Annotated in this window: 21 protein-coding genes; 13 read left to right on the forward strand and 8 right to left on the reverse strand. The window is 69.3% G+C overall.

What is annotated here, in order from left to right:
* Window positions 1-360 precede the first annotated feature (360 nt).
* The gene (locus tag R6Y94_RS00520) at window positions 361-1,776 is read right to left on the reverse strand and encodes an RICIN domain-containing protein (RefSeq protein ID WP_318393715.1); all 1,416 of its coding nucleotides are present in this window, start codon (window positions 1,774-1,776) and stop codon (window positions 361-363) included.
* A 698-nt stretch (window positions 1,777-2,474) separates the two neighbouring features.
* Here R6Y94_RS00520 and R6Y94_RS00525 point away from each other — a divergent pair.
* From R6Y94_RS00525 to R6Y94_RS00540, 4 genes are read left to right on the forward strand one after another with little or no spacing between them, the layout of a single operon-like run.
* Window positions 2,475-2,771, forward strand: coding sequence for a hypothetical protein (locus R6Y94_RS00525; RefSeq protein WP_318393716.1), 297 nt, complete (start codon window positions 2,475-2,477; stop codon window positions 2,769-2,771).
* Between the two features lie 38 nt (window positions 2,772-2,809).
* Complete coding sequence (locus R6Y94_RS00530; RefSeq protein WP_318393717.1) at window positions 2,810-3,871, forward strand: YihY/virulence factor BrkB family protein; 1,062 nt, start codon at window positions 2,810-2,812, stop codon at window positions 3,869-3,871.
* A gap of 35 nt (window positions 3,872-3,906) precedes the next feature.
* On the forward strand, window positions 3,907-4,419 hold the full coding sequence (locus R6Y94_RS00535; protein WP_318393718.1) for an HAD domain-containing protein: 513 nt from the start codon (window positions 3,907-3,909) through the stop codon (window positions 4,417-4,419).
* A gap of 48 nt (window positions 4,420-4,467) precedes the next feature.
* The gene (locus R6Y94_RS00540) at window positions 4,468-4,797 is read left to right on the forward strand and encodes a hypothetical protein (protein WP_318393719.1); all 330 of its coding nucleotides are present in this window, start codon (window positions 4,468-4,470) and stop codon (window positions 4,795-4,797) included.
* 9 nt (window positions 4,798-4,806) lie between these two features.
* Here R6Y94_RS00540 and R6Y94_RS00545 read toward each other — a convergent pair whose 3' ends face one another.
* On the reverse strand, window positions 4,807-5,820 hold the full coding sequence (locus R6Y94_RS00545; protein WP_318393720.1) for a radical SAM protein: 1,014 nt from the start codon (window positions 5,818-5,820) through the stop codon (window positions 4,807-4,809).
* Between the two features lie 188 nt (window positions 5,821-6,008).
* Here R6Y94_RS00545 and R6Y94_RS00550 point away from each other — a divergent pair, with 188 nt between their 5' ends.
* The 3 genes from R6Y94_RS00550 to R6Y94_RS00560 all read left to right on the forward strand — a co-directional run bounded on the left by R6Y94_RS00550 (window position 6,009) and on the right by R6Y94_RS00560 (window position 8,348).
* Window positions 6,009-7,025 (forward strand): glycosyltransferase family 2 protein, encoded by a 1,017-nt coding sequence (locus R6Y94_RS00550; RefSeq protein WP_318393721.1) that lies wholly within the window; start codon window positions 6,009-6,011, stop codon window positions 7,023-7,025.
* Window positions 6,920-7,438 carry an STAS domain-containing protein gene (locus R6Y94_RS00555; RefSeq protein WP_318393722.1) on the forward strand — a complete coding sequence of 173 codons (519 nt, stop codon included), beginning with the start codon at window positions 6,920-6,922 and terminating at the stop codon, window positions 7,436-7,438. The genes R6Y94_RS00550 and R6Y94_RS00555 overlap by 106 nt, the downstream gene beginning before the upstream one ends.
* A gap of 70 nt (window positions 7,439-7,508) precedes the next feature.
* Entirely contained in the window at window positions 7,509-8,348 is an 840-nt protein-coding gene (locus R6Y94_RS00560) for an MBL fold metallo-hydrolase (protein ID WP_318393723.1), read from the forward strand.
* Window positions 8,349-8,617: 269 nt separating this feature from the next.
* Here R6Y94_RS00560 and R6Y94_RS00565 read toward each other — a convergent pair whose 3' ends face one another.
* Together R6Y94_RS00565 and R6Y94_RS00570 are read right to left on the reverse strand one after the other, a co-directional pair.
* Complete coding sequence (locus tag R6Y94_RS00565) at window positions 8,618-9,211, reverse strand: DUF3159 domain-containing protein (protein ID WP_318393724.1); 594 nt, start codon at window positions 9,209-9,211, stop codon at window positions 8,618-8,620.
* A 163-nt stretch (window positions 9,212-9,374) separates the two neighbouring features.
* Complete coding sequence (locus R6Y94_RS00570) at window positions 9,375-9,986, reverse strand: TetR/AcrR family transcriptional regulator (protein ID WP_318393725.1); 612 nt, start codon at window positions 9,984-9,986, stop codon at window positions 9,375-9,377.
* 297 nt (window positions 9,987-10,283) lie between these two features.
* Here R6Y94_RS00570 and R6Y94_RS00575 point away from each other — a divergent pair, with 297 nt between their 5' ends.
* The gene (locus R6Y94_RS00575; protein ID WP_318393726.1) at window positions 10,284-13,283 is read left to right on the forward strand and encodes a family 16 glycoside hydrolase; all 3,000 of its coding nucleotides are present in this window, start codon (window positions 10,284-10,286) and stop codon (window positions 13,281-13,283) included.
* A 136-nt stretch (window positions 13,284-13,419) separates the two neighbouring features.
* On the opposite strand, the gene R6Y94_RS00580 is transcribed toward R6Y94_RS00575, so the two are convergent.
* The 3 genes from R6Y94_RS00580 to R6Y94_RS00590 all read right to left on the reverse strand — a co-directional run bounded on the left by R6Y94_RS00580 (window position 13,420) and on the right by R6Y94_RS00590 (window position 16,213).
* Window positions 13,420-14,202, reverse strand: a complete 783-nt coding sequence (locus tag R6Y94_RS00580; protein WP_318393727.1) for a hypothetical protein — start codon at window positions 14,200-14,202, stop codon at window positions 13,420-13,422.
* A 9-nt stretch (window positions 14,203-14,211) separates the two neighbouring features.
* Window positions 14,212-14,997 (reverse strand): hypothetical protein, encoded by a 786-nt coding sequence (locus R6Y94_RS00585; RefSeq protein WP_318393728.1) that lies wholly within the window; start codon window positions 14,995-14,997, stop codon window positions 14,212-14,214.
* A gap of 70 nt (window positions 14,998-15,067) precedes the next feature.
* Window positions 15,068-16,213 carry a helix-turn-helix domain-containing protein gene (locus R6Y94_RS00590; RefSeq protein WP_318393729.1) on the reverse strand — a complete coding sequence of 382 codons (1,146 nt, stop codon included), beginning with the start codon at window positions 16,211-16,213 and terminating at the stop codon, window positions 15,068-15,070.
* Window positions 16,214-16,621: 408 nt separating this feature from the next.
* Here R6Y94_RS00590 and R6Y94_RS00595 point away from each other — a divergent pair, with 408 nt between their 5' ends.
* The 3 genes from R6Y94_RS00595 (at window position 16,622) to R6Y94_RS00605 (ending at window position 19,018) form a co-directional block, all read left to right on the forward strand.
* A complete protein-coding gene (locus R6Y94_RS00595) occupies window positions 16,622-17,350 on the forward strand; it encodes a lytic polysaccharide monooxygenase (protein WP_318393730.1) in 729 nt (242 codons plus the stop codon).
* A 558-nt stretch (window positions 17,351-17,908) separates the two neighbouring features.
* The gene (locus R6Y94_RS00600) at window positions 17,909-18,184 is read left to right on the forward strand and encodes a protein-tyrosine phosphatase family protein (RefSeq protein ID WP_318393731.1); all 276 of its coding nucleotides are present in this window, start codon (window positions 17,909-17,911) and stop codon (window positions 18,182-18,184) included.
* A gap of 177 nt (window positions 18,185-18,361) precedes the next feature.
* On the forward strand, window positions 18,362-19,018 hold the full coding sequence (locus R6Y94_RS00605; protein ID WP_318393732.1) for an MFS transporter: 657 nt from the start codon (window positions 18,362-18,364) through the stop codon (window positions 19,016-19,018).
* Between the two features lie 98 nt (window positions 19,019-19,116).
* On the opposite strand, the gene R6Y94_RS00610 is transcribed toward R6Y94_RS00605, so the two are convergent.
* The gene (locus R6Y94_RS00610; RefSeq protein WP_318393733.1) at window positions 19,117-20,511 is read right to left on the reverse strand and encodes a hypothetical protein; all 1,395 of its coding nucleotides are present in this window, start codon (window positions 20,509-20,511) and stop codon (window positions 19,117-19,119) included.
* 331 nt (window positions 20,512-20,842) lie between these two features.
* On the opposite strand from R6Y94_RS00610, the gene R6Y94_RS00615 reads away from it, so the two are divergent.
* Both R6Y94_RS00615 and R6Y94_RS00620 read left to right on the forward strand, forming a co-directional pair.
* Complete coding sequence (locus R6Y94_RS00615; RefSeq protein WP_318393734.1) at window positions 20,843-21,616, forward strand: gamma-glutamyl-gamma-aminobutyrate hydrolase family protein; 774 nt, start codon at window positions 20,843-20,845, stop codon at window positions 21,614-21,616.
* A gap of 201 nt (window positions 21,617-21,817) precedes the next feature.
* Window positions 21,818-25,387: an AAA family ATPase gene (locus R6Y94_RS00620; protein ID WP_318393735.1), complete on the forward strand. Its 3,570-nt coding sequence runs from the start codon at window positions 21,818-21,820 to the stop codon at window positions 25,385-25,387.

The following is a 25,387-nucleotide window of genomic DNA, read 5'->3' on the forward strand; positions in this document are numbered from 1 at the left end:
TTGAAAAGGTTCACTGCGGAGGCGATCGCCCTCGTCGCCGACGACGCGCTCGAACGGACCAGGCAGGCACGCGCGGACCGGGTCGAGGCCGCTGGGTTGGCCGATCCGTCGGTGCAGCGGTCCGGCGACCACCAGGATCGTCGTGCGGGTGGCCGGCGCCCGCACGACGAGAAACGGCGCGCCCTGGTGGCCGTCGGCGAACTCGAGTTCCGTCGCGTCGCCACCACCACGCAGCGAGCCGACGCCTCGGCCGCCGGCACCCCGCCGGCGCCGGGCCCGCCGACCGCACCGCCGCCCAGCCGAGACCAGGTGATCACCAAGCTCGGTCGGGCGTACGAGGTCGCGGTGGGGCGTCGGTGTTCAGGACTGGGTGCGTGTCCATTGTTGGTTGGTGCCGTTGCCGCAGGTGTATTGGGTGATGTCGGTGCCGTCGGTGGTGCCGCTGCTGACCACGTCGAGGCATTTGCCGCTGTGCCGGGCTCGTAGTTGCTGGTAGCTGCCGGTGGCGATCCATTGCCATTGTTGGTTGGTGCTGTCGCTGCAGGTGTACTGGACGATGTTGGCGTTGTCGGCGGTGGAGGCGGAGGCGACGTCGAGGCATTTGCCGCTGTTCTGGTTGATGATCCGGTAGTAGCCGTTGCCGGCGTCCTGGAATTCCCATTTCTGGTTTCCGCCGCCGTTCCAGGCGAATTGCTTGACTTCTGCGCTGTTGGCGGTGGAGTTGCTCACGACGTCCATGACTTTGCCGCTGTGTCGGGCGGTGATCCGGTAGTAGGGGGGCGACTGGCCGGTGATGGTGCCGGTGTCGGTGTCGATGGTGATCGACGGGTACCAGGTGAGGGTCATGCTGGTGGTGGTGGGGAAGGTGATGGGTAGCCAGACGTACTGGGAGTCGTTGACCGGTCCGTTCCAGGCGCCGGCCCAGCGGTCGCCCATGTAGAGGTAGCTGGTGGTGGAGGTGCCTTGGATCGGGAGTACGAATGTTGGTTGGGATCGGAAGGTGGTGGCGTCGCCGACGTTGGTCCAGCCGGTCCATGGGCCGGAGATGCTCGGGGCGGTGGCGTATCTGGCCTGGTTGGGGTTCCAGCCGGTGGCTGCTGAGGTCAGGAGGAAGTAGGTGTTGCCGCGTTTGAACATTGCGGGTGCTTCGCGGTGGGCGTCGTTCCAGAAGTTGCCGACCAGGGTGGCTACGTTGAGGAAGTCGGTGGTGAGGCGGTAGATGTGTAGGTCGTAGTTTTCGTCGGCGGCGGAGATCATGTAGGCGGTGCCGTTGTCGTTGTAGAGGGTGATGTCTCGGGACATGTGTTGTCCGAGTGGTCGGAAGCTGCCGTGGTAGGTGTAGGTGCCGTCGATGGTGGTTGATGATGCGACGGCGGCGCGGGCCTCGCTGTAGTTGGATCCGTTTTCCTTGTGCATCCACATCACGTACCGGCCGGTGCTGGCGTTGTAGATGACCTTCGGCCGTTCGATGTTGGCGACCTGGAGTTCGGGCGCGGATGACTGGGTGAGGACGTTGGCGCGGAATTCCCAGTCGCGTAGGTTCGTGGAGCGGTAGACGGAGACCGCGCGGAAGGTGTTGTCCGGGTTGCGGTTCTCGCCGAACCAGTAGTAGTAGCTGCCGACCTTGAGTACCCCGCCGCCGTGGGCCTGTAGCAGGTTGCCGCTGGTGTCTCTGAACTGCGTGCCGTTGGTGATGGTGACCGGCGCCGCCCGGGCGGGCGTGCCCGTTCCTGCCACCACCGCCATGACCGCCGCCGCGGTGACGACGAGCGACATCCCCAGCGATAGCAAACACCTGCTCCTGTTCACGGTTCCTGTCCTTTCCGTTGGCTCTGTGTGGTCGCGCGGACGCCGGCTCGGCCGGTGCTCGTCCTGGCGCACCCGCTGTCCGTGGTCGCTCGACGATGTCGCCGTCCTCCGGCTCGCCGCTCCCGCCGGACCACAGGTGGTGATGGCCGGCAACACCTTGGTAATCGAGCGGGCACCGGCACGCCATAATCCGGACCGATTTATCCATGGAAGCCAATAAATGAACGTCGATGGTTGCTGCGACGCGCGTCGCTGGTACTAGGATTCTTTGCCCAGCTCAGGGGCATGACTGGAGGTCAGCCTATAGATGCCGGTCGACATTCTCTCTGGATGGTTCGGCGTCGTTGGGGGCACGTGGCGGCGCTGGCAGCACGGCGCGGCTGCGCACGGAGGCGTTGCCGCAGATCGCGTACCCGGTGATGTTTCGGCCAGCAAACCGCCCCGGACCGTCCTCCGTGCACGATCGCATCGTCCGTCCACACCTGCCCGGGGCGACGGCCCGGCAGCCGGGCGTTTTGCGCAGGACCGCGGTGGGGCATATCCGTCCGTCAGAGGAAGGGAGCGGACGAGATGAGTGACCTCAGCCGGGACGGCTCGGCTGGTCCCGCGCAGGCGCCGACCGCCGAACTGTCCGACATCGATGAGGTGAAAGAGAGGGCACACCGATGAGCACGAGTACCGGTAAGAGCGGCCGTACCCGCACCACCGCCACAGGCGTGACGGCTGTACCGCCGACGGACACCGCCCAGGTGGCCGTGGTGCGCGCCAAGGACGCTGCCCAAGTCACCGCCGTGCGGGCCAGGGAGGCCGCCCGGCGCAGTGTCCGAAAGGCGCGGCAGCGACCGGCGCCGTACGTCGGCGCGCTGGCCGGGCTCGCCACCGCGTTGGCAGCGGTGCTGCTGGTGCGCCATCGCCGCGCGACCAAGCCCGGTGCCCGGCTGCGGCGGTGGCGGTCGCGGTAGAGACAGCCCGCTACGACACCTGAGAGGCAGGCTCCGCGATGGTGGACAACAGCACCGACCGCGCCTATCGCGACCACCAGATTGCCGACGGCGAACCGACCGGCGTGGGTCGGGGCCCGTCGGCGTCGCAGGCCGGCTCGCACGGGGCGGGACAGGCTCCGGACCAGCCCACCACGCTCGGTGTACGGGGCTGGTGGGGCGTCCTGCGCCGTACCGTGCGCGAGTTCGGCGACGACCGCCTGACCGACTGGGCCGCCGCGCTCACCTACTACGCGGTCCTGTCGATCTTCCCCGGCCTACTGGTCCTGGTCTCGGTGCTCGGCCTGGTCGGCGACTCGGTACTTCAACCGCTGATCGACGACATGGGCAGGATCGCGCCCGGCCCGGTCGGCGAGATCCTGAAGACCGGGACGCGCAACCTCATCGAGGCACAGGGCGCGGCCGGACTGTTCGCCGTCATCGGTCTGGTCGTCGCGCTGTGGTCCGCGTCCGGGTACATCGCCGCGTTCATGCGCGCGTCCAACGCCATCTACGACGTACCCGAGGGGCGCCCGATCTGGAAGACCCTGCCGATCCGGATCGCGGTGACCATCGTGGTCGGGATCCTGCTGGCGGTCAGCGCTCTGATGGTCGTCTTCACCGGCAAGCTCGCCGAGTGGGTCGGCGACGCCCTCGGCGCGGGCTCGGCGCTGATCACCGGCTGGAACGTCGCCAAATGGCCGATCCTGGTGGTGCTGGTCAGCCTGATGTTCGCCATCCTGTACTGGGCCGCCCCCAACGCCCGCCAGGGAGGCTTCCGGTGGATCACCCCCGGCGGGCTGGTGGCCGTCGTCGTCTGGATCATCGCCTCGGCCGGTTTCGCGTTCTACGTCGCCAACTTCGGCACCTACAACAAGACCTACGGCATCCTGGGTGGCGTCGTCATCTTCTTCGTCTGGCTGTGGATTTCCAACCTGGCGCTCCTGCTCGGCGCCGAATTCGACGCCGAACTGCACCGCGGCCGCGCCATCGCCGACGGGCACCCTGAGGACGAGGAACCGTTCGTCGAACTCCGCGACACCAGGAAGATCAAGAAGGGCAGAGACAGGGGTCTGGCCTGACCGGCCGGGTTGAGCGGTGGTTGTAGGTTCGCGCCATGGTGTCGAGCCAGGCGCACCGTCCGTTGATCTTTCTCGACGTGGACGGACCACTGATCCCGTTGGTCGCACGGCCCGCCAGCCCTGGACGTCCCGCAGGCCCCGCCGGGTCGACTCCACCGGACACAACGGGGAATCCGCTCCTCGACCGGCTCCGTCCGGAGGACGGGCGGATGCTCCTGGACTTGGGGTGCCAACTCGTCTGGGCGACGACCTGGATGGCGGACGCCAACGAGGTCATCTCGCCGCGGATCGGCCTTCCGGAACTGCCGGTCGTGCAATGGCCCGATTCGGACGACGAACCGCGGCACGGCCTGCACTGGAAGACGACGTGCCTGACCCGGTGGGCAGCCGGGCGTCCGTTCGTCTGGCTGGACGACGAGATAACCGACGCCGACCGGAGATGGGTCTCGGCCGAGCATCCGTCGCGGGCCCTCCTGCATCGCATCGACCCCTACATCGGCCTGACCGGGGCAGACCTCGCGCTGGTTCGCCGATGGCTCGCGGAGTGACGACAGAGCTTCGGTTTCGTCCTGGCAGGCCGTGGGAACGAGGTAGGCATGCACCCGCACCAGCCGGCCGTGCCCGGCATGCCGACCGAGCCGCTGCCCATCGCCCAGGCCAACCCGGGAATGTCGGTGGTGGACGCCGCAGGCGAAGCCGTCGGGACGGTCTCCGCCGTGCAGCAGCCCGGCACCGACGTGCGCCCGGATGCGCCACCCGGCGAAGCGGAACGCCTGATGGCGACCGGATATCTGCGGGTCGATGTCGCCGGGCTGATGGCCGGTGACGCCTACGTCGGCGGTGATCAGGTTGCCGACGTGTCGGAGGCCGACCCGGGCGTGGTGACGCTCCCGGTACTGCGCGAGGCACTGGTTCGGGCAAACTGACGTTCGAGGTCAGAACGTGTGCCGGTAGAGGGAACAACCCCGGCACACGTCGGGTGGGTCGTCGCCGGAGAGACGCCGACGGAACTCGCGGTACGCGTCGCCGTACCAGATCTGGGGGAAGCTCTGCTCGGCCAACCGTCCCAGCGACACCCGGTCGTCGCCCATCACCATGCAACAGGGCTGTAGCACGCCCCTACTGGTGACGTAGGCCGCCTCCCAGGGCCAGGAGCAGCCTCGGCCGTCGGACACTCCGGTCACCGGTGGCGTGCCCGGGCGCGGCAGACGCAACCGTACCCGGTAGTCCCGCGCCACCCGCCGCGCCTCGTCGAAGACGGCGGCCGCCCGGTCGCCGTCCTGCCCGGTCCACAGTGCCTGCTCCATGGTGAACCGGCGGATCTCGTGGTAGCGGCCGGTCGGGTCGGTGTCCGAGAAGCTGTGCGACAGGTTCTGCACGTGCAACTCGTCCACGCCGAGGCGGCCGAGCAGGCGTACCAGGTCGGGCAGTTCGGCGACGTTGTCGCGCATCGCGACGAAGACCACCCGGACCCACGGGGTGCTGCTGCCGGCGGCGCGTTTGGCTCGGACCAGCCCGGCGAGGTTCGATAGGACGGTGTCGAAGTCGGCGGTGTCGCGTACCGCCTGGTAGGTGGTCGCCGATGCGCCGTCGAGCGAGACATGGAGCCAGTCGACACCGCTGTCCACCAGCTCTTCGCCCCGGCGGCGGGTGAGCAGGGTGGCGTTGGTGTTGAACCCGACGGTGATCCGCCGAGCGACCGCCGCCGTGATCATCTCCATCAGGTACGGCGACAGGAGCGGCTCGCCGAGGCCCTGTAGGGTCAGCCGGTTCAGTGTGGGCACCTGGTCCAGGAGCCGGTGGAACAACTCCGGCCGCATGGCACCGGCCAGCTTGTTCACGGGCGGCCGGTACCGCACCAGGCACATCACGCAGCGCAGGTTGCATGCCGAGGTGATCTCGAGCTGCAGATGCGCCGGCAACGGCGGGTGCAGAGCGTCGGCCGTCATGCCCTCCGTTGCCCCATATCTACCCGACCAAACCTGCCCGCGCCGCGGACGGTCGGACCTGATCGCCACCGGCTGGCTGGTCGGGGTTGTCCCGAAGCCGCCGTCCCGGCATGCGGCTGGCCACGACGCGAGGAATCGTGATCGACCATCCGACATGAGCGGACCGGGATGGGGGTACCAGCCCGATCATGCGCGATGTGACGGTAGTGGTGGCCACCCGCAATCGGCGGGACCAACTCCTGGCGACGCTGGCCCGGCACACGGCGCCGGTGATCGTGGTCGACAACGCTTCCACCGACGGCACCGCGGAAGCCGTGGCGGCCTGCTTCCCCGACGTGCGGGTCGTCCGGCTCGACCACAACGCCGGTGCCGCCGCCCGCAACGTCGGCGTCGAGCTGGCCCGCAGCCCCGTCGTCGCCTTCGCCGACGACGACTCCTACTGGGCGCCCGGTGCCCTGGAACAGGCGGCACGGTTCTTCCGGGCTCATCCCAGGGCGGGGCTGCTGACCGCAGAGGTACGGCTCGGTCCGGAGCGGCGTCTCGACCCGGTGTCGGCGGCAATGGCCGAGCAGCCACTCGGGACGCCGTCAGACCTGCCCGGTCCGGCGGTGTTGGGTTTCCTGGCCTGCGCGGCCGTCGTGCGCCGCCAGGCGTTCCGGCAGGTGGGCGGCTTCAACCCGAGGTTGCGGGTGTACGGCGAGGAGGCGCTGTTGGCGTTGGACCTCGCGGCGGCGGGCTGGGGACTGGCCTACGTCCACGATATGGTCGTGCACCACCCTCCGCTGGCAACCGGCCGGGACAGTCGCGCCCGGCACCGGCTGGAGGCACGCAACCGGCTCCCCGCAGCGCCTCCGGCTCCAGGAGCGCGTCCGGTACGTCGAAGGGCAGGGTGTCGTCGTCCATGCCGGCCATGTCTCCTGGTGTCGGGGGGGCGAAACCTGTCGCCATCAGCTGCCGGTCAGGTGCCGGTCCCTGACGAGCGCAGCGAAGACCGCCGCCGTGGACAGCAGCCCCAGTGGGAAGACGATCAACATCGGACCGGTTCACACCGCCTTGGAGGCTGCCGTCCGATCCCACTCGTTCCTGGTCGGAGGTCCTCATGCCCACCCAACGTCTGTCCTCCGCGTCGGCCCGCGATCCGGGACGCGACGCCGTGTTTTCGCTCGAAATCTCCAGGCGTGGAGCATTGGCGCTCGTCAAGGTAACCGGCAGAGTGGACACGGGCAGCGTGCACCTGCTTATCGAACTGGTCGAGCACCTCACCCGTGATCGGCTGCTCAGACTCGTGTTGGACATGGCGAGGGCGACCTCACTGTCCGCACACGGTCTCACCGCGTTGCTCCAGGTCCAGCAGGCGGTCGCCGAAGTGGGTGGACAGCTTCTGCTGCGCGATCCGTCGCCGGTCGTCCGCTATCTGCTCGCCGTGTCCGGCGTTCTTCGGCAATTCGACCTGGAGAGCACGTTCCGGCGCTGTCCGGAACCAGTCGGCGGCGCGGGCACATCGCTCGGTGGGAAACCGGGGCACCAGTGTCCGGAAAAGCGGGGCACCCGTATCCGGAGACATGAAGCGTTATCCCTGAGACATGATGCGCCGTCCGTGGTCGTGGATTCGGCGTAGACCTGCGCACCGCCGTGTTCTGATGGATGTTTCGGAGGTCGGCGACAGGATTTTGCGAGGGGGAGGAAACATGGGAGCCGAGCCGGAGCCGCAGGCCACCGTGACGTTCATCGGTACGGCGACCACGCTGCTGAAACTGGGCGACATCACGCTGATGACCGACCCGAACTTTCTGCACAGCGGTCAGCGCGCCTATCTCGGCTACGGCCTGTGGACCCGGCGACGTACGGACCCTGCCATGCGGATCGGCGAACTGCCACCCCTGGACGGGGTCGTACTCTCGCACCTGCACGGCGACCACTTCGACCGGGTGGCCCGGAGGCACCTGTCCCGGGCCCTGCCGGTCATCACGACACCGGAGGCGCAACGGCGACTGCGCCGCTGGGGTTTCACCTCGACGGAGTCCTTGGCCACCTGGGAGAGCCACGAGATCAGTAGCGGCGACCAACTCGTACGGATCACCGCCGTGCCCGGCAGACACGGGCCGGGTCCGCTGGCCCGTGCGCTACCCACGGTGATGGGCAGCATCCTGGACTTCGAGCAACAGAACGAGCGCCGGCTCCGCCTCTACGTCACCGGGGACACCCTCAACCACCCGGCGCTGGCCGAGATTCCGCAACGCTTTCCCGACATCGACGCCATGCTGATCCATCTCGGTGGGACCAGGCTTCTCGGCGTTCTCCTCACGATGGACGACCGGCAGGGCGTCGACCTGGTGCAGCTCGTCCAGCCGCGCCTGACCCTGCCCATCCACTACGACGACTACCCCGTGTTCCGGTCCCCGCTGCGGGACTTCCTCGATCTCGCCCGGCGGCACGGCATCGAACCGGGCGTCCGGGCCATCAACCGCGGCGAGACGGTTCCGCTACTCGGAGCCGGCACGGGCCCGGCCGCGCCGACCCCGGGATGATCAGGCAGCCTCCACCTCAGATTCCATCGCCAGCCCCGCCCTCGCAAGCAACCCCCGGTTCGGTGCGCCGGAGCCGCGACGGTGCGCAGTTCGCGCACGGGTACCAGCACGATGGTCAGCGCCGGCGGCGGCTGACGGTGATCGCGTTCGACGTCGCGGGCGACCGGGGTCACGCACATCTGGTCGGTTCGCGACCCCGAGCAGCTTCGGCCCTGGACGACGCGCCGACGCGCGCCTCACGCACCACTAGGGGTAGGCCGATCGCCGCGTCAACGACTGCGGCAGTAGCCGAGGCGGTGGTCCGCGTGGCGTACGGCCCAGAGGACGACGACCAGCGCCACCGCCCATAGTGGATAGCTCATCGCGATCTTCGAGAACGTCAGCCAGCCGACCTCGTTGTGCTCGTAGAACCACCGCAGCACGACGAACCGGGCCGCGAACACGACCGCGAGCACAGCGGTGGCGATGTCGTACCGTCGCAGCGACGGACGGTCCCGGCGCCACCACATGCCGACTCCCTGGGTGGCACTCCAGAACACGCCGACCAGCGGCCGGCGAAGCAGGATCGAGATGACCAGGACGACGGACGCCAGGAAGTACCACCAGATGTCGGCCAGGAAGAAGTCCCGAGCCTCACCGCTTCGTGCGGCGAGCATTCCGGAGATCGCCACGCCGACGAACCCGCCGAACGCCGGACGCAGCGGCTGGCGACGCACCACCCGCGCCAGGGTGACGAGCAAGCCGGTGCCGGCGGCGATGACTATCGCCGGGTACAGGCCCCACCACAGGTTGGTGATCACCAGCACCGTGGGGGGCAGGGACGACTGGATCAGCCCGGTCAGGCCGCCGGTACGCTCCCACACGGTTGTCGCCGCCGTCCTCGGAGCGGGGCGGTCGCTGTCTGTGTTGTTGTCGGATCGCATCGGGTTCCCCCTTCACTGAACCTTTCAACCTTCCGTTGCGGTCCGTCGGAGCGCGATGTCGGACGCGCTGTGTGAGCGCCGCGCGGTTCAGGTTGAAAGAGGTTCACTGTGGACGTGTCTCACTTGCGGCTGCGGCGCGGCTTCCCCGCTCGATCGACCGCCTCGCCCGAGCCGGATCGTCGCCGTAACCGACCAGCAGCCGGAAGGTCATGTCGTCGAGGACGAACCGCGCCTGTTCGTCCGGCAGGAGCCCGGCGACCGTCATGGTGACCATGCCGTGTCGCATGCTCCACATCTGGGCAGCCCAGGCCGGGACCAGAGACTCACGCGCGGCCGGGAAGCGGCCAGCGGTCACGCACCGGCGTATCAGTGCGAGTAGCCGCTCGTAGGTCCCGGCGCCGAGGTTGTCGTCCTCCGGCGGGGGGTCGAGGAACATCGCCCGGTACAGGTGATGGTTCGCCACGCCGCTGGCGAAGAAGACCGCGCCGGCCGCGACGAGGTCGGCGACCGGGTCGTCCGAGGCCGGCACCGCGTCGAGCCGCACGTTGAGGCGGCCGAACGCCTCTTCCCGGACCGCCCGCCGAACCTCGGCCATGCTCTGGAACCTGCTGAAGACGGCCATCGTCGAGGAGCCGATCTCCGCCGCCAACCGGCGGCTGGTCAACGCGGCGGGACCCTCCTCGGCGAGCACTCGCGCGGCCGCTTCGACCAGCATCGTACGCACCCTGGGATCGGAGGTTCGAGGACTCACACGGGCAGCATACCGTCGTTATATAACGGTGGTACAGAACGTTGGATACCTTCCTGCTCGGGCGTCGACGGCGTCGCCGGCGATCGGCTGATTGGCGACTGCGGGCGACTTTTACTCATTCCTCCGAAAGTTTCGTTAGCTAGATCCAAAGTGGTACTGTCAGCGGCCTATCTTTTGTGTTGCGAGATCGATCTGACCGGTCCATCGGAAGAAAGCTGCCCCGACCGCTTCCTACCGGATCCGCACTCATCAGGAGGAGCCGTGACCGCACCGAACCGACGGCACCCGCGCGGTCGAGCCGCGCTCGCGGGTGCCGCTCTGGCGATCCTTTCTGCCGCCGCCACCGTCACCCCGGCCACGGCCGCGCCCGTCGCCGCCGACGTCCCGCCACAGGAACCCGGCGTCACCCTGCGCTCCTTCGACATGGGCACCCCGCTGTCGGCGCTGTGCACCCTCAAACCGGCACAGACGCCGAACGTCGACAAGCTCATGCCGCAGATCAACTGGACCACCACCGACGAGTTCGGCCTCGCCGACCGGTTCGTCAGCCACGTCATCGCCAACCTCGCCGCGCCGGTCGACGGCAGCTACACGTTCCGGCTCACCAGCGACGACGGGTCACGGCTGACCATCGGCGACCAGCTTGTCGTCGACCACGACGGTCTGCACGGCGAGACCTCCGCGGAAGGGTCTGTCACCCTGAGCGCCGGCCTGCACCCGTTGTTCGTCGAGTTCTTCGACAACGGCGGCGGCCAGGTACTGCGGCTCGAGTGGCGCGTCCCCGGCGCCGACCACTTCGAGCTCGTGCCGACCTCGGCGCTGAGCACCGACGCGGGCGTCGTGCGTGTCACGGCGCCGGGGTGGAAGTACTGCGAGGGCGCCACCGACTCGGCCGGCGACGGCCTGCCCCTCGACCGGGTGCACCCCGGCTACACCCTTACCGACCTGCGTCCACAGGGGGTCCAGCCACAGGTCACCGGCATGGCCTTCATGCCCGACGGCGACCTGGTGATCTCGACCTGGGGCGGCACCGACAACGCGACCGGCGAGGTCTACGTGGTCGAGGGCGCCACCGGCCAGACCGGCCCCGAGCAGGTGACCTACCGCAAGTTCGCGGAAGGGCTGCGCGAACCCCAAGGCGTTGCCGTGGTCGGCGGCACGGTGTACGTCAGCCAGAAGCACGAGCTGACGGCCCTGCGCGACACCGACGGCGACGGCGCCGCGGACAACCGCCGGACGGTCGCCACCTGGCCGTGGGGTGGCAACTTCCACGAGTTCGCGTTCGGCCTGCTCTATCGGGACGGATACTTTTACCTCAACCTGTCGGTCGCCATCAACCTCGGTGGCGCCACCACGGTTCCCCAGCCCGCGTCGAACCGCGGTACCTCGATCAAGGTGAACGCCAGGACCGGGAAGATCACGTACGTCGCCGGAGGGCTGCGTACACCCAACGGAATCGGCTGGGGCCCGCGGGGCGAGGTCTTCGCCACCGACAACCAGGGAGGCTGGCTACCCGCGTCCAAGCTGGTCGAGATCAAGCAGGGCGGTTTCTACAACCACTACACCACCCCGGCGGGCCCGTTCGACGACAAGCCGGTGACGCGTCCCATCGTCTGGCTTCCGCAGAACGAGATCGCCAACTCCCCATCCACCCCGGTGCTGTTGAGGCAGGGGCCGTACCAGGGGCAGCTGGTCGTCGGCGACGTGACCTACGGCGGCCTGCAGCGGGTGTTCCTCGAGAGGATCGAGGGCCAGTACCAGGGCGCGGTGCTCCGGCACACGCAGGGCTTGGAGTCCGGCGTCAACGAGGTGGCCCTCGGCCCCGACGGCGCAATCTACGTGGGCGGCCTGGGCGCCGGCGGCAACTGGGGCCAGGAAGGGAAGCTCACCTACGGCCTGCAGAAGCTCACGCCCAACCGCAGTTCCGTGTTCGAGGTCAAGCAGATGCGTGCGTCGCATGTCGGGTTCGAGCTGGAGTACACCGAGCCGCTGTCGACCGAGACCGCGCAGGAGCTCGCCGATGCCTACCAGGTGACGCAGTGGCGGTACGGTGCGACGAGCCAGTACGGCGGGCCCAAGCTGGAGCTGGAGACGCTCGACGTCACCAGGGCCGAGCTGTCGCGGGACCGCCGTACAGTCAAGCTCAAGATTCCGGGCCTGAAGGAGAACCGCGTGGTGCACCTGCGCTCACCTCGCCCGTTCACCTCGGCCGACGGTGAGGAGCTGTGGAACACCGAGGCCTGGTACACGCTCAACGAGATCCCGGGTCGCGTGGTGCAGCCGCAGACGTTCTTCGAGGCCGAGGAGGGCCGGACCGCCGGTGTCGGCATGGCGACCGACCACGCCGCCTACTCCGGTGCCGGCTTCGCCGCCGGGTTCGCCCAGGACGGCTCGTCGACCAGGATCGCCGTCGACGTCCGGGCGAGCGGGAAATACGACCTGGCGATGCGCTACAGCAACGGTCCGAACCCCTACTCCGGCGAGAAGCAGCTCAGTCTGTACGTCAACGGTGAACGGGTGGAGCAGACGGTCTTCCCCTCCACCGTGACCTGGGAGGAGTGGGGCACGGTCACCACGGCGGTGCGGCTGGGCAAGGGCCGCAACGTGATCGAGTACCGCAAGGAAGCCACGGACTCCGGGCACGTGAACCTCGACGTGCTCGCCGTCCGGCCGCACGGCACGCGCATCACCTTGTTCAACGGTCGCGAACTCGCCGAATGGCAGCACAGCGACGGGCGTGAACCCGGGTGGACGGTCGCCGACGGTGCCATGACTGTGCGCAACGGAGACCTGCGTACGGTGCAGGCCTTCGGCGACTTCCGCCTGCACGTCGAGTTCAACCTGCCGCTGTACCCGCCGGACGTGACCGGCCAGGCGCGCGCCAACAGCGGCGTGTACCTGCAGGACCGCTACGAGATCCAGGTGCTGGACTCGTTCGGGATCGACCCGCCGCAGACCAACGACTCCGCAGCCATATACCTCCAGAAAGCTCCCGACGTGAACGCGGCGCTGCCGCCCCAGCGCTGGCAGACGTACGACATCGTCTACCGGCAGGCTCGCTACGACGCGGCCGGCAACAAGGTCGAGAACGCGCGCGTCACTCTGGTCTGGAACGGTGTCAGGGTGCACGACGACGTCGAGATCCTCGGCCCGACCGGCGGCAGCCGGCCCGAGGGTCCGGCCTCGGGCGCCATCCGGCTGCAGGACCACGGCAACCCGGTCCAGTACCGCAACATCTGGGTCGAGCCGCTCGACCTGTAGCCAACGCCTGCGGCCACAACGCGGGCGGCCGGGAGTGGTTCGCCAGCCCCGGCCGCCCCCGTCAGATTGCGTGGCGGGCGGCCGGGGCCTACCGGCCGGGTGTCGTCGGACCGGTGCTGCCTACGGGCGCGAAGCTTCAGACTCCCAACGAGCGCAGTTGGGGTAGCGCGGTCAAGGCCGTGGGTCGGCTGGTGTTGCGGGTGGCGGAGTTCTCGGCCTGGGCGCGTACGGGTTCGGCCGGGGCGGTGACCCACTGGGACTGGCCCCAGTCGCCGTTGTAGGCGGTGCACTCCCACCACTTCTCGCGCGGGAGGCCCGGCTCCTTGAGGCCCTTCTTCACGCAGTTCGTCGGGGTGAGCTTGGCGACGACCGCCTCGTAGCTGCGGATCTGGTCCTGGATGACCAGGTTGATGCCGTTGGGCAGGCCGGCGCGGCCCCGAGCGGCGACCACGATGGCGAACAGTGCGGGCAGGACGTGGCCGATGTTGTCGACCGCCTGCGGGGTCTGGACGGTGGTGACGTACGCGGTCGCCAGCGTCGCGCAGCCCGTCGCGTTCTGCGCCCAGAGCTGCCGCACCGTGTTCGACATGTTTTCGATGTCGGCGAACTCGATGGTGTGCTGGCGGGCGCAGGCCTGCACCTCGGCGCTGGCGATCAGGTCGGTGTGGGCGATGATGTCGTTCTTCGCGGCCTCGACGGCGGCGACGATCTCCTGGACCGCCGCCTTCAGCGAGGCGTCCTCGGAGCCGCCGCCGGACAGCAGGTGCCCGGCGACCTGGACGACGAGGCTGACCCAGTCGAGGGCCATGGCCCGCACGTCACCGGTGCGCGGTGCGGCCTGGGCCGGTACGGCGGGGACCACCGTGACCGCGACGGCCAGGCCGGCGGCGATCAGGCAGTTGCGCAGTCGTTTTCTCACGTTGCTCTCCTACTGTCCCTGTCCGGCGAGGATGCGTTTGGCCGCCGCCCAACTCGAGTCCTTGGCGGCTTCGAGCTTGAGGTTCTCCAGGTTGACCGGGCCGCTGTGCCAGGTGTCGCCGACCTTGTGGTCGACGGCATAGGCCTTCTCGCCGTTGGCCGCCGTGCACTCGTGACGGACGTAGATCCGGCCCGGAATGGGTTCGGGATCGCTGACCCGGGTGCACGTCGGTTCCAGGTCGGCCACGATCTTCTGGTTGAGTTCGCGGTACGCGGCTGCGATGTCGCTGAGCCCGCCGGTCCAGCCGGCGTCGGTGCGCGCGGCCAGCGTGATCGGATAGAGCACCTGCGCGCCGAGGCCGATCTGGTCCCTCGCCTTCTTCGAGTCGGGGTCCACCGCCTGGTACTTGCTGCTCGCGTTCTGTGCGTAGCGGCCGACCTCCATGGCGAAGGTCTCCAGGATGATCTCGTTGTCCCGGAAGTTGTGGTAGTCGAGCATGTCGATCTTTACAGAAGCGGCGTGCCCCAGCACCTCGGCCGCCTCGATGCCGTCGATGTGCTCGTTCACCTCGTTCTGCAGACCGGTGAGCGCGCCGGTCACGATCCGGACGAACTCGACGATCTGTTCCGGCGTCGCACCGCCCGACCGGTAGATGTTCCAGGCGATCAGGGACGCGTCCACGATCGGATCGCTGATGCCGTCGGCGTTGGCCCGGACCGGTTGTGCGGTCCCGGTCAGCAGCATCGCGAGTGCGACGGCCGGCGCCGCGATGCCACGTATGAGTCTCCTCCACATGGCGCAGAGTGTCTCGGCACCGGACGGGGCGCGTCTTCGTGAGCGATGCGTAAGTCCGCGGTGACGTTTGTCAGTCCGCGTAGTGCGCCACGGCGAGGGTCCGGGCTACCGTTGCACTCAGCAGCCGGACCCCGACGGTCGAGCCGGGATCGATGCCGGTGACCTCGCGTACGCGGCGCAGCCGGTAGTCCAGCGTGCGCGGGTGGATGTGCAGCGCGGCGGCGGCGCTCGTCCGGTTCATGTCGCTGGCGTAATAGGCACGCAACGTCGCCACCAGGTCCGGGCCGGTGGAGAGTGCCTTCGCGTAGCTGCGCAGCCACCCGTCGAGCGCCGGCGTGCGCGCCACCGCCATCTCCACGAACAGGTCCGCGATCTCCGGCAGCCGCTCCGGACGATCCTGCGGCGGCGCCACCCGGCTCGCCTCGCGGGCCCACGCCAGCGGCTCGGCCAGTCCGCCCAGTACGCCCTCCGCCGAGCCCACGCCGCAGGGCTGGCCGATCAGCGCCGTCGCACGGCGTATCCGTTGAAGGGTCTTCGCTCTCGGAGTAGTGCCGGGTGTGAGCACCGCGAGCTCGTCGGCGGCGAGCCAGGTCACCGGGACCCGGTCGGTGGCGAACGCGGCGACCACCTCGGACTGCGTCTCCGGAGGCGTCGGCTGCGCCATTTTCAGGATCGAAATATGGTACTGCCCGGCGAGGCGCAGGTCGGCGACGAACGGCTCCACCGGCTCGTCGGCGAGCAGGGTACGGGCCAGGATCTCCAGCCGCGTCGACAACACCCGCGCGCTACCCACGCCACGGGTGTAGCCGCGCAGGTAGGCGCTTCGAGCCCGGACGCCCTGGGTACCGAGCCAGCCGACCATCCGCAGCAGGTCGGTGACGTCCTCGGGGCGGGCCAGATCGTGCACCTCCCGCACCATCATCGCGGTGTGCAGGCCGAGTACCTGTTGCTGCGAGGGCACCGACAGTCCCACCTCGGCCCGCTGCCGGCCGACCGTGGCGATGCCGGCCAGGTCCTCCTCGCTCAACGGCAGCTCGGCCGCGGCGAGGTCGAGCGACCGGCGCCGGATGAACACCGCGAAGTCGTACATCCCGATGCGGTCGTCGACGCCGGGCGACAACGCCTGGTACTCGCTGACCTCGTTGGTGTAGGTCTCGACCGCGTGCCGCGCGTTGACCTCGACCCGTTCGCGCAGGGCGTTGAACAGTGCACTCATCGATGCGCTTCCTCTCCGTCGCAGATGCTTCGGAGCAGTGGCGGTTGCGGATGGGTCGCCACGTCATCGACCGTAACAGATACCCCACGCCTTCCCGGCCGTCCCGGGTGTACCTCGGTCGTGCGCCGAGTCGCCGTCGTCCGCGGCGCAGGCGTAGTGGATCTCCGCGACTACCGGGCGGCCGCGCTCGTCGTGCTCGACCCATCTCGCCGCCCGGTCTCAGCTTGACCGCGAGGCTGTCGTAGCTCCGGTTCCTCCTGACATAGTTTGCTTTCTAAACTATTGACAAGCTGTATCCATCGATGTGAATCTCTGTTCAGGGCACCGCCGCCGGAGCCGGGTGGTTGGTGCGGGAGCGCCGGGCAGCCTCCCGCGTACTCGCTCGTGCAATCGACGTCTGGGGATCCCATGTCTTCACTCGCCCAACAACTCAACCCGGCCCGGCATCGCGCCTCGATGGTCCTGCGGCTCGTCGCTCTCGCGGTGGCCGGGGCCGTCGCGCTCACCGTGGCCCTGGTGGTCACACAGGACACCGCGAGCGCCCACGGTTCGACGATCAACCCGGCCTCGCGCAACTACGGCTGCTGGAAGCGCTGGGGCAGCGACTTCCAGAACCCGGCGATGGCCACCCAGGACCCGATGTGCTGGCAGGCCTGGCAGGCCGACCCGAACGCCATGTGGAACTGGAACGGCCTGTACCGCGACGGCGTCGCGGGCAACCACCAGGCCGCCGTGCCGAACGGACAACTGTGCAGCGCCGGGCAGACCGGCGGCGTCCGGTACGCCGCGCTGGACAACCCGGGTAACTGGCAGGCCACCAGCGTCGGCGCCAACTTCGGTGTCAAGGTCCACGACCAGGCGCTGCACGGGGCGGACTACTTCCGGATCTACGTCACCCGGCAGGGGTTCAACCCGCTCACCCAGCGGTTGGGCTGGAACAACCTCGAACTGGTCCGGGAAACCGGCCGGTACGCGCCGGGTGCCGGCACCCGGGAGAACGACCCGGTGCTGAACGGCGTCTCCAACACGATCAACGTCAGCGCGCCGGGGCGCAGCGGTCGGCACATCGTCTACACCATCTGGAAGGCCAGTCACTCCGACCAGACCTACTACTGGTGCGCCGACGTCAACTTCTGAGTCGGAAACCGGTAGCCGCCCGCCCACCGCCCTCCGGTTCGGGCCGCTCGCCCCGCCGGAAGCGACGGGGCACCGACCAGAGTTGCACCGCGACCTGATCATCGGACCTTTTCAACCTCCCGTTGCGGTCCGGCGGACCGCAAGGTCGGACGCGGTGCGTGAGCGCCGCGAGGTCCAGATTGAAAAGGGTTCACTCCGTGATGGTCAGGCACGGGCCGGGTCCCCGCCGCGCGTGGACCCGGCCCGGTCCCGCCGGGTGACTGCTCGGGGCGATCGCGTTCGCCGCGGCAGAAACACAGTCAGTAGGGTGCGGAAAGCCACACCCGAAGCCCGTTCCTATGATCGCCGTCCAGAGGCACCTCTCACTGCGGGAGCGATCTGATCATGGGGCCGATCACTGGCTGGGAACCGACCGCCGCCGGCGTCCTTCGCCTGCCGTCCGGGCGCCTGGTGCGTGGCCGTGGCCTGCGCCGGCCCCTGCCGGCTGGGCCGCCGCCAACCTTGGGCGTGTACCTGTTGGGTCGCACGCCACCGCCGGTCGGGTGGGAGAGCCGGTGGTTGCGCTGGCCCGATTTCTGGCTGCCCAGCGACGGCCAGCAGGCGGCGAAGACGCTGCGCGAGGCGTGGGAGCGCGCCGCGACCGAACGCGTCGAGGTGGCCTGCGGCGGCGGGCGCGGCCGCACCGGTACCGCGCTGGCCTGCCTCGCCGTGCTCGACGGGGTACCGGCGGACGAGGTGGTCGGGTTCGTCCGGCGACACTACGACAAGCACGCCGTCGAGACGCCCTGGCAGCGCCGGTACGTCCAACGCTTCGCCGTCTCCGCTATACCCTGACCCTCCGATGGCTACCGGACGAGCGCTTCGCGCCTGGGCCCGTAGCCACGTCTCGAAGGGTAGTCAGCAGGCCGGGCCAGGGCACGACGGCCGGAGCCGGTGACGCCGAACTGACCGATCCTCGCCGACCGCCGGTACCGTCACCTGTCGCGCAACCGCGTCCGTACACTCCCGGGGATGACTCCATCCTTCCCCGGTACCGCCGACCAGGTTTCTCCGCCCGGCCCGCGCCCCGGCGTACGCCCGGCCTGGCTGCTGATCGGGCCCGCACTCGCCGCCTCGCTGGGTGCCTTCCTGCTCACCCTCACCGTCGGGCCGGAATGGGCCGCGATGCGGCGGGACATGGATCTGCCGGCCTCGGCGATCCTCTGGGTCTTCGTCGCCTACCTGTTGCCGGCACTGCTGGCGGTCCCGGTCGGCGCTCTGCTCGGCCGGCGGTGGCCGACTGCCGTCGGATTGCCCGCGATCGCCCTGATGGTTCCCGGGGCGGTGCTGATCACGCTGGCCTCGGGGAGCGGTTCGCTGCTGCTCGGCCGCGCGGTGGCCGGGTTCGGGGCCGGTCTGGTCTGGGGCGTGACGGCCATGCTGATCGCGCAGGCGGGCCCACGGCGTGTCTGGGCGGCGCCACTCGTCGCCGGCGCGGTGGTGCTGGGGCTCGGTCTCGGGCCCGTGGCTGGGGCGCTGTTGGCACGGACGCTCAGTTGGCGGTGGCCCTTCCTACTGGCCGTGCCGTTCGGGGCGGTGGTGTCGCTGGTGATGGTGGTGAGCGGGATCATCATGCTGGTACGGCAGGCGTCCACGCCGACTCGGCCTCCGGCCGCACCGTCGGCGTGACGGACCGGGCGGCGTAGCGCACCGGTCGAGAACGGGCTAGCGGGACCGCCGGTCGACAACCACAGGCGTACCCACAGGACGCCGCCTCAGGGTGGGTGCTAACGATGCAGCAGCGCGGCGGCTCCGTCCGCCACCGCTCTGGCCAGGTCTTCCAGCCGGCACCGGGCCGTTCCGGCATCGCCAGCGAGTACCACAATGTCCACCCGCCCGGACGACGCGAGATGACCCACGTTGTGCACGAGCAGGTCACCGCGCCCGGTGGACGGATTCCACAGCCTGTCTTCCAACCGTTCGATCAGGACGTGGAACGGTACCGTGCGAAGCTCTGGATGCCGCAGGAAGCCGAAGGCGTACGGTAGTTGCCCGTGGTGGGGAAAGAGGCGGTCCAACATGGCGCCCAGCACCGAGCCGCCGCTCCACCTGGCATTGCAGTCGACGACCCGAACGTCCGCGTCCGCGAAGGACCGACCGGTAACGATGAAATCCAACGACAGACGCCCGACATATCCCAGTCCTTGCAGGAGTACCGCGATCGTCGAAGCATGGCGGCGCAGGCGGCGCACGATCTCGTGCGGAAGAGAGCCGGCGACGCCGCCACCGAACTGGGACCGGTCGGCGTCCGTGAAAACCTGATCGATGACGCGCCCGCAGATCGGTACCGCTGCTTCCCCCAGCGGGATCCTGACCTCGATGCTGGGCGCGGCGATTGTTTCCTCCCAGCCGGTCACCAGCACCGGAGAATCGTCGCGCAGATCCAGCTCGCGGTACACGTCGGCGGCCCAGTCGGCGAGGGCCTGCCGGTTGAGTCGACGCAGGGCGTCGGTGGCGAAGAAGCGCATTCCCAGGCCGCCGGCCGAATCTGGTATCCGTACGGCGAGCTTGGACGAGCGCCGGGAGATTTCCTGGACGGCGGCCGGGAACTCGGCGAGGCGGCGTGTCACCCGCAGCCGGGGGATCGCCTCGGGGCCGAGCAGCTCCGCGGCCGTGCCGAGGAACCAGGACTTGTCATTTGCCAACTGGCACAACCGGGGCGGCGGCCCGAGCACCGGCACCGATCGGTGCGCCGCCCGGGACAGCCGCTCGGCGAGCTGCCATGCCGCTTCGCACGCGTGGTAGGGATGCAGATAGGCTCCACTGCGAGCGGCTTCGACCAGGGCGGCCGACGTACGGCTGTCGTTCCACGCCGCCGTGCAGAGGTCCGCGCCGGAACCGGGGTGAAGCCATACCGGGTCACCCAGTCGAAGACGGGCCGAGTAGTACTCGTCGAAACCGGATGGCGGACGTGGCCGACAGACGATGAGGTCGCCGTCTCCGGCACGCAGCCGGGCTCTCAGCTGGAACCCGTCGGGATATGAAATCTCATTCATGAGCCGGATCGCGCTGTAGTCATCGAACAGGACGGCCCGCCCGACCGAGGCCCACTTCCCGTGATCGGCCGTCGCTTCTTTCTGCGCGCGTAGCTCCGGATCGCTGTGGAGAATGTCCGCTGCCATCTGCCGAGCCCTGCGCCGCTGCTCCGGTGCCGGATCAGCCGGTTCCCGCCGCTGCGGATCTGTTCCTTCGCGGGGTTGCGGTGACCGCATCTGATCCTCATCTCGCCCGATGCGTTGAAGAGAAGGGATTCTTCGTGCCCCGATTCTCCCGTACGGTCCCGTCGCGTCGATGGTAGAGGAATCCGTCGATGCCTGCGGGTAGGGATGTTGCTACGGTAGCGCCCACGGCGTCCGGCGGCGTCATGGTCGCCGCCATCCGTCGTACGCTGCACTGACGTTCCGGCATCGACGCGCTCGTGACCGACGTCTACCTGGGCGAGAGGCTGATCACGTGGGAACACCAGCACGCACCAGGCCGGTCGTCGGCGTGCTCGCCTGTAGCAACCAGAGCGCCACCGGCACTACGTACTCCCGGGTCAACAGGACCGTCGTCAGTCAACTCGCCCGGCACGCCGGCGTTGCCAGTGTGTTGATCCCGGCGGCCGAGCCGGACACCGCCGGCACCGTCCTGTCCGTCCTCGACGGCCTCGTGCTGCCCGGTGGGCCTACCTTCGTGCACCCAGCCGGTTACGACGCAGCCGTGCCGGTCCAGCCGAGCCGCGAATACGACGCCGCCCGCGATGCCGTCGCCGACGCACTGCTCGCCGCCGCCGCGCACCTGCCCGACCTGCCGGTGCTCGGCAGTTGCCGGGGCATGCAGGAGATCGCCGTACACAGTGGCGGACAACTGCGCGACACCGATCCCACCGACAGCCACCGGCGGCTGCCGGATGACAACGACGACAGGTGGGGCCCGGCCCACCCGGTCACCCTCACCCCTGGCGGCCTGCTGGCCGACCTGCCCGCTCTGCCACCCGGCGACCAGTTCCTGGTCAACTCCCAACACTCGCAGGTCGTCGCCGGGCTGCCGGACACCGTCGACATCGAGGCGGTCGCGCCCGACGGCGCGGTCGAAGCCATCAGCGTCGACCGGCCACACCGGTTCGTGCTCGGCGTTCAATGGCACTTCGAACAGCACACCGCCGGCAGCCCGCTGGACCTGGCCGTCCTGGCCGAGTTCGGCCGGCGATGCCGGACCCGACACGGCGGCAGGCCCGCACGCTGACCCGGTGGACCGGCATCGCGATCAAATACTCAGCACCGAGGGAGCGTCGACGGGGATCTGCTGGCGGCCGGCGTCGTCTTGCGCCGGGGATGTACCGAGGCGATATCATGTGCCAGCGTACGCATTCTCGGCTCCCCGAGCGCTGACGACGATGGTGCGGGCTTCGCCTCTGGGACACAATATGTCGGACTCGGAGTCGGCGTGAAGAGACAACCGGCACTCGCGCTGTATCTCAACGTCGCGCTGATATTGGCGACGAGCCTGCTCGGTCTGATCGGCAACTATCTGACCAGCCTGAGTGAACCGCCCACCTATCTGCGGTTGCTCCAGTCCGTGGCGATTCCGGCGTTCATCGCCATCGTGGTGCTACTCATCATCGGACAGATCGTTCTGCACGTTGTGACGAATCCGAAGGCGAAGCGCTCCGACTGGGATCCGCAGCGGCCGCCCTACCCCGGTCTGGAGCCCTACCGGGAGGAGGACTCCGCCGTCTTCTTCGGCCGGGACCAGCAGGTCTCGGACATCGTCCGGCGGATGCTCACCGCCTCGGCCGAGCCCCGGGAACGGCTGCTGGTGGTGGTGGGCGCATCCGGCAGCGGAAAGTCCTCGCTGGTGCAGGCGGGCGTCGTCCCGACGCTCAAGACGCGGCGGTGGATTCCCCTGGCCACGGTCAACCCGGGCAGCGCGCCGGTGGGAAATCTGGCCATCGCCATCGCCGAGGCCCTCCCGGAGCCCATCGCCGCACCGGTCATCGTCCGGGCGATGCGGCAGGATCCGGCCAGCGCGACGAAGTACCTTGCCGAGATCCGTCGAGGACAGCGACGCAGGTTCGGCCACCTCCTCCTGGTGATCGACCAGTTGGAGGAGCTGTACACGCTCGCCGGCGAGAGCGATCGGCAACTCTTCCTCGATGTCGTCGAGCGCCTGCTACACGCCGACTCCCGGCTGTCGGTGATCGCCAGCATGCGCATCGAGTACCTGACGCAGTTCCTCGACAGCGACAAGGCGGCGCTGTTCCAGAACCCTGTCGCGATCGGTGCCATCAAGACGGAGTACCTCACCACGATCATCGAGGAGCCGGCCCGGATCGCCGGCATGACGTTCGAGTCGAACGTGGTCAACCGGATCACCGCCGACGTCGGCACCACCGACGCGCTGCCCCTGTTGGCGTACCTGCTACAGGAACTCTTCTTCGAGGCCCGGCCGGGCGCCACGGTGAGTATGCACGCGTACCTCGCCACCGGCGGGGTCGGTGGCGCGCTCACCCGGCAGGCGGATCAGGCCGTCACCGAACTGCGCGGGGAAGGTGGCATCGCCCCGATCCTGACGACCCTGCTCCGGTTCGTCTCGCTCGACTCCAGCGAGGCGACCAAGCGGCCGGTACGGCTGCGGGAGCTGAGCCCCGAGCAGCACCGCATCGTCGCCGCGTTCGTGGACGCGAGGCTGCTGGTCAGCAAGATGCGGGACGGCGAACCGGTCGTCGAGGTGGCGCACGAGGCGCTGTTCCGGCTCTGGGCGCCGCTGCGGCAGGAGGTCGAGACACGGGCCGAGCACCTACGTCGGCGTTCCGAGTTGGAGCGGTGGGCGGCCGACTGGCAGCACTCCGGGCGTAGCGACGACTATCTGCTGACCGGGCAGCGGCTGATCCTGGCCGAGCAGTGGCTCGTCGGCCTGGAGGCGCTCGGCCAGGCGAGTGACATGGTCCGGGCCCTGATCCAGCAGTCGAAGCGCCGGGACATCGCCTTTCTGCGTCGCGTGTCGGAGAACATCGGCCGGTACGTCCTGGCCAACGCGGAGCGGTTCCCGGAGCTGTCGATCCTGCTCTCGATCGCGGCGATCGCCGAGGCGCCGGTCACCCCCCTGATCGAACGCGCCCTGATGTCCGCGCTCGCCTTCAGCCACCTGCGCCGGGTGTTCGCCGGACACACCGATACCGTTCGGGCGATCGCCTGGTCCCCGGACGGCCGCCTGATCGCCACGGGCTCCCGGGACAGGTCCACCCGGGTCTGGGATCCGGACTCCGGCCGGACGGTCGCCGAGTTCACCGGGCACGACGCCATGGTGGAGGCCATCGCGTGGGCGCCCGACTCGCGCCGGGTCGCCAGCGGTGCGCGGGACCGTACGGTGAAGCTGTGGCGGGTGGGCGCGGACGAGCCACCGCCGACCCTCTACGGCGCCGGCGACATCGTCCGAGGCGTGGCCTGGTCGCCGGACGGCGAGTACGTCGCCGCGGGCGCACAGGATCACCACATCCACGTGTGGCGGACGGATACCGGCGAACAGACCGCCACGCTGCGCGGGCACACCGGCGATGTCTACGGTCTCTCCTGGTCGCCGAAGGGCACGCTGCTCGCCTCGGCCTCGCACGACCGCACCGCCATCGTGTGGGACTTCACGGCCGGCCAGCAGCAGACGGCGCTGCGGGGGCACACCGACTTCGTCGAGGGCCTGGCCTGGTGCCCGGAAGGACGGCGGATCGCCACGGCCTCCGGCGACCAGACGATCCGGATCTGGGACGTCGCCGACGGCCGCCAACTGCTGCTGATCCGCGGGCACACCGACTTCGTCTGGGACGTGTCCTGGTCGCCCGACGGGCGGTCGCTCGCCTCCGCCTCCAGCGACCGCACCGTACGGATCTGGGACGTCAGCGACGCCCGGGAGATCGCGGCACTGCGCGGACACGAGGACGCTGTCTGGGGTGTGGCCTGGTCGCCCGACGGTACCGCGCTCGCCTCCGCCTCCAGCGACCGCACCGCCCGGGTCTGGTCCGTACTGCCGCACGGCGCCGAACGGCAGTCGTTCACCGGGCACACCGGCGGGCTCCGCGCGGCGGCGTGGGCGCCGGACGGGGCCCGGATCGCGAGCGCCTCGGACGACGGATCGGTCCGGGTCTGGACCGTGGCGTCCGGAGTGGCCAGCACCTTCACCGGGCACACCGGAACCGTCTGGGGTGTGGCCTGGTCGCCCGACGGTCAGCGCCTCGGCTCGTGCGCCAACGACGGCTCGGTGCAACTGTGGCGCCCGGGTGGCGTCGAGCCGTACCTCCGGCTGGACGAGGAGACGATCTGCGAGGGTCTGATGTGGGCCCCGGACAACACACGGATCGCCACGGCCTGCCGGGACGCCACGGCCTCGATCTGGAACGCCACCACCGGACGCCGGCTGCTGCAACTGCGCGGCCACACCGACTGGGTGGTACGCCTCGCCTGGTCGCCGAGTGGGCGCATGATCGCCACGACCTCGGACGACCGTACCGCCCGGATCTGGGACAGCTCCACCGGTGAGGAGATCGCCGTCCTCCGCGGACACTACAACTGGGTGGACGGCGTGGCCTGGTCACCGGACGAACAGTTCGTCGTCACCTGCTCGGCCGACTGGACCTCCCGAATCTGGGATCCCCGGACCGGTCGGCACGTCCGGACGCTCGAAGGTCACGAGGGGCGGGTACGGGCCGTCGCATGGTCGCCGGCCGGTGACCAGATCGCCACCGGCTCCTACGACCGCACGGTACGGGTGTGGAGCGCGCAGGACGACGCGGAGCCGCAGGTCGTCGGCGTACACGTGGACCGGGTGACATCGGTCGCGTGGTCGACCGACGCGCGGACGCTGCTCACCGCGTCGCTGGACAAGTCGGCCCGGCTCTGGCCGGTCCAGCCCGACCTCGACGACCTTCGGAGTCGGGCCCGCCATCGGGTGTTCCGGGAGTTGTCCGCCGACGAGCGGCAGTCGCACATGCTTCCGCTGCCGGACGACCTGTCCGCGCAGCACTGA

It is taken from the genome of Plantactinospora sp. KLBMP9567 (genome assembly GCF_033446045.1).
GTDB lineage: Bacteria > Actinomycetota > Actinomycetes > Mycobacteriales > Micromonosporaceae > Plantactinospora.

What these genes read in the sequence shown, in the direction of transcription:
- R6Y94_RS00555 (WP_318393722.1), top strand. Translation starts at nt 6,920, where the DNA reads ATGCCCACCCAACGTCTGTCCTCCGCGTCGGCCCGCGATCCGGGACGC.
- R6Y94_RS00550 (WP_318393721.1), top strand. Translation starts at nt 6,009, where the DNA reads ATGCGCGATGTGACGGTAGTGGTGGCCACCCGCAATCGGCGGGACCAA.
- R6Y94_RS00560 (WP_318393723.1), top strand. Translation starts at nt 7,509, where the DNA reads ATGGGAGCCGAGCCGGAGCCGCAGGCCACCGTGACGTTCATCGGTACG.
- R6Y94_RS00605 (WP_318393732.1), top strand. Translation starts at nt 18,362, where the DNA reads ATGACTCCATCCTTCCCCGGTACCGCCGACCAGGTTTCTCCGCCCGGC.
- R6Y94_RS00610 (WP_318393733.1), bottom strand. Translation starts at nt 20,511, where the DNA reads ATGGCAGCGGACATTCTCCACAGCGATCCGGAGCTACGCGCGCAGAAA.
- R6Y94_RS00585 (WP_318393728.1), bottom strand. Translation starts at nt 14,997, where the DNA reads ATGTGGAGGAGACTCATACGTGGCATCGCGGCGCCGGCCGTCGCACTC.
- R6Y94_RS00570 (WP_318393725.1), bottom strand. Translation starts at nt 9,986, where the DNA reads ATGCTGGTCGAAGCGGCCGCGCGAGTGCTCGCCGAGGAGGGTCCCGCC.
- R6Y94_RS00540 (WP_318393719.1), top strand. Translation starts at nt 4,468, where the DNA reads ATGCACCCGCACCAGCCGGCCGTGCCCGGCATGCCGACCGAGCCGCTG.
- R6Y94_RS00530 (WP_318393717.1), top strand. Translation starts at nt 2,810, where the DNA reads ATGGTGGACAACAGCACCGACCGCGCCTATCGCGACCACCAGATTGCC.
- R6Y94_RS00545 (WP_318393720.1), bottom strand. Translation starts at nt 5,820, where the DNA reads ATGACGGCCGACGCTCTGCACCCGCCGTTGCCGGCGCATCTGCAGCTC.
- R6Y94_RS00595 (WP_318393730.1), top strand. Translation starts at nt 16,622, where the DNA reads ATGTCTTCACTCGCCCAACAACTCAACCCGGCCCGGCATCGCGCCTCG.
- R6Y94_RS00535 (WP_318393718.1), top strand. Translation starts at nt 3,907, where the DNA reads ATGGTGTCGAGCCAGGCGCACCGTCCGTTGATCTTTCTCGACGTGGAC.
- R6Y94_RS00525 (WP_318393716.1), top strand. Translation starts at nt 2,475, where the DNA reads ATGAGCACGAGTACCGGTAAGAGCGGCCGTACCCGCACCACCGCCACA.
- R6Y94_RS00520 (WP_318393715.1), bottom strand. Translation starts at nt 1,776, where the DNA reads ATGTCGCTCGTCGTCACCGCGGCGGCGGTCATGGCGGTGGTGGCAGGA.
- R6Y94_RS00590 (WP_318393729.1), bottom strand. Translation starts at nt 16,213, where the DNA reads ATGAGTGCACTGTTCAACGCCCTGCGCGAACGGGTCGAGGTCAACGCG.